The organism is Paracoccus sediminilitoris (assembly GCF_003259195.1).
Taxonomy (GTDB): Bacteria; Pseudomonadota; Alphaproteobacteria; order Rhodobacterales; family Rhodobacteraceae; genus Paracoccus; species Paracoccus sediminilitoris.
Genome location: NZ_QJPK01000009.1, coordinates 1 through 2,136 on the forward strand (window position 1 = coordinate 1; position 2,136 = coordinate 2,136).

Genomic DNA, 2,136 nt, shown 5'->3' on the forward strand with positions numbered 1-2,136 from the left:
CCGCGTAGCCCCAGAAATCAACCCGCGGATTCTCCGAATGGCTGGAGGAGAGACGGGTCTCAGGTCACTCTGTTAATTTTTTCAGGACCTTGTACACTGTCGTCGCGTTGGGTTCGCATACTGCTATGACGCGGCGCAAACTTGGAGGCGATGATGACCAAAGCCATTCTGAAGCTTGAAGGTATGCAGGAGATAAGAGGCGAAGCCGAAAAAGGCGGAGACTACGTCAAACTGCTGGTCGATGGTGCCCATGCCCCGGGGAGCTTCAAAACCCCCGTTCGGGGCAAGTTGGAGATGGAAGGCGACAAGACGCACGTCATTCTTGAGAGCGCGAGCTCCGCCACTGATGGTGCCGAGGGCACGTTGTTGACAATGAGACGTCTGTCTCCTCCCATTTGATTTCCAGCATAATTGCGAATACCGGACACCTCTTCCATCCAATTCCTCACATCGGCAGGGGCGACGGCATCATTTAATGTCGAAGCCGCTGCCTGTCGCGCATCTTGGTCTGCCAGCTGGCGCAGATTTTGCCACAGATCTTCGTTATCCAGCGTCATCTTCAACTTGATCGCGCCTCCGAAACGACGAACGCCCGCGAGGGAAGTTCCCGGCGGGGCCAGCAAGGTGGTGATGTGAAATCAGCTTTTCTGCGCGGAACCTATTGTACCTAGTTATGTGAGAGGGCCGGGTCAGTGACCTTTTCCCCGACTTTCAGAGGATGCGAATTTAATCCTTGAATAAAGAGACGTGGGAGTGGGCGAGACTGCCTGTCGGACTTTCGCCCCCTTCCGACTGGGGTATGGGCAGACGACAGGTCGGCAGGAACTGATAATTGCTAGCGTTCCCAGACAAGTTGGAACATGCACCCATGGCGGCTTGTTGCGTACCGTGGGAAGCAAGTTATCTGTCAGGAGGACAACCTATGGCCTACTTTGACGAACGCGAGATCACGGAAGTAGCGATCTTTGGAATGCAGTATTTTCCAGAGGGAGAGACAGGCGTGAGTGCGCATGTCAGCTTTACTGTGGCGACCCCTGAGGGGGAGTACCACGGACCAAGCTTGCAGACGGAACTGTTCGTTCAAGCTGACAAGGATGAACCTCTATCTTCGATACAGCAAAAGCTGGTCGATCGTGCGTATGAACTGGTCCATCGCATAGCGTCGGAAGATAGATCTTCGTTGCGCAAAATGCTGGATTATCCTCAGGATTACGACTTCCGGAAACAATAATGGCGTTGAGTTCCAGAATGCGCTGATGCCATTTCGTTCCTGTCGCTGCTTGTCACGGTTGTGGCAAGTGGCGCACATGCACTGGACTTTGGACCAGCCGATCAAAGAAGAGGTCCCGGTCGCCGCGATGCGGGCGGATGTGGTCACCGACCAGATCGGCGCTTTCGCGGATGTGCTTGCAGCAAATGCAGGAGAAGCTGGCCGCGACCAGCGCATCCCACCAAATTGCCCGCCGCTCTGCCGTCTTGTATCTCCTGCGCCGCGTGTCGATGCGATCGCGAGATCGGGTTGGACCGCTTGCCCGCGCTCCTTGAAGCTTCAGTCGCCGTCCACGCAGCGCAGGCTACTTCATTCGGGCCATTTCATATATGCATTGGAAATACGCACGTTGAACGTCGCATGCACCTCAGTGCCTGTTCCAAGGGTCGTGAACGCATAAAGTGTTAACAAATGGCCACCTGTGTCAGCTTCGCGACACAGCTTGCGGCTGACCTCCCGTATTCTGATCTAATTTAGGACACTTGACGCAGTGCGCCGGAGGTAAACGGGGCAAGGCTTCCAGTCGACATATTGGGACCGACAGAATGTCATATCGTTTCACCAGTGAAGAACTGCTGCTGATCAGTCGTGCAGTGGCATCGTACCAACATAACGCTGAGTTTCAGACCGTGATCGAGAAGATGGCGATACTGACCAGCGACGAACCGACGAAGAACGTTCTTTATCCTTCGACCAATTCGTCCCCTGCGCATGGGCGCTTAACGACGAACGCCCGCTAGGGTCCAGCCTCATTGCCTTTCACAGCCAGAACAGAACGGTTGCGGCGAGCATGATCGCTGAGAAGAAGGTTTCCGGGCATTGGTCGTATCGCGTCGCGACGCGCCGCCAGTCCTTGAGGCGGCCGA

3 protein-coding genes and 1 pseudogene are annotated in these 2,136 nt (G+C 55.3%); 3 read left to right on the top strand and 1 reads right to left on the bottom strand.

Annotated features, from left to right (window positions below; all coding sequences use genetic code 11):
• The first annotated feature begins 153 nt into the window (after nt 1-153).
• The 3 genes from DKT70_RS09995 (at nt 154) to DKT70_RS10005 (ending at nt 2,010) form a co-directional block, all read left to right on the top strand.
• On the top strand, nt 154-399 hold the full coding sequence (locus DKT70_RS09995) for a hypothetical protein (protein WP_146612615.1): 246 nt from the start codon (nt 154-156) through the stop codon (nt 397-399).
• Nucleotides 400-922: 523 nt separating this feature from the next.
• Nucleotides 923-1,231: a hypothetical protein gene (locus DKT70_RS10000; RefSeq protein WP_111559008.1), complete on the top strand. Its 309-nt coding sequence runs from the start codon at nt 923-925 to the stop codon at nt 1,229-1,231.
• Nucleotides 1,232-1,815: 584 nt separating this feature from the next.
• Nucleotides 1,816-2,010 (top strand): hypothetical protein, encoded by a 195-nt coding sequence (locus tag DKT70_RS10005; protein WP_111559009.1) that lies wholly within the window; start codon nt 1,816-1,818, stop codon nt 2,008-2,010.
• A 19-nt stretch (nt 2,011-2,029) separates the two neighbouring features.
• Here the strand turns inward: DKT70_RS10005 and DKT70_RS10010 are convergent.
• Nucleotides 2,030-2,136 (bottom strand): annotated as a pseudogene (locus DKT70_RS10010) (IS5/IS1182 family transposase); the annotation flags it as partial.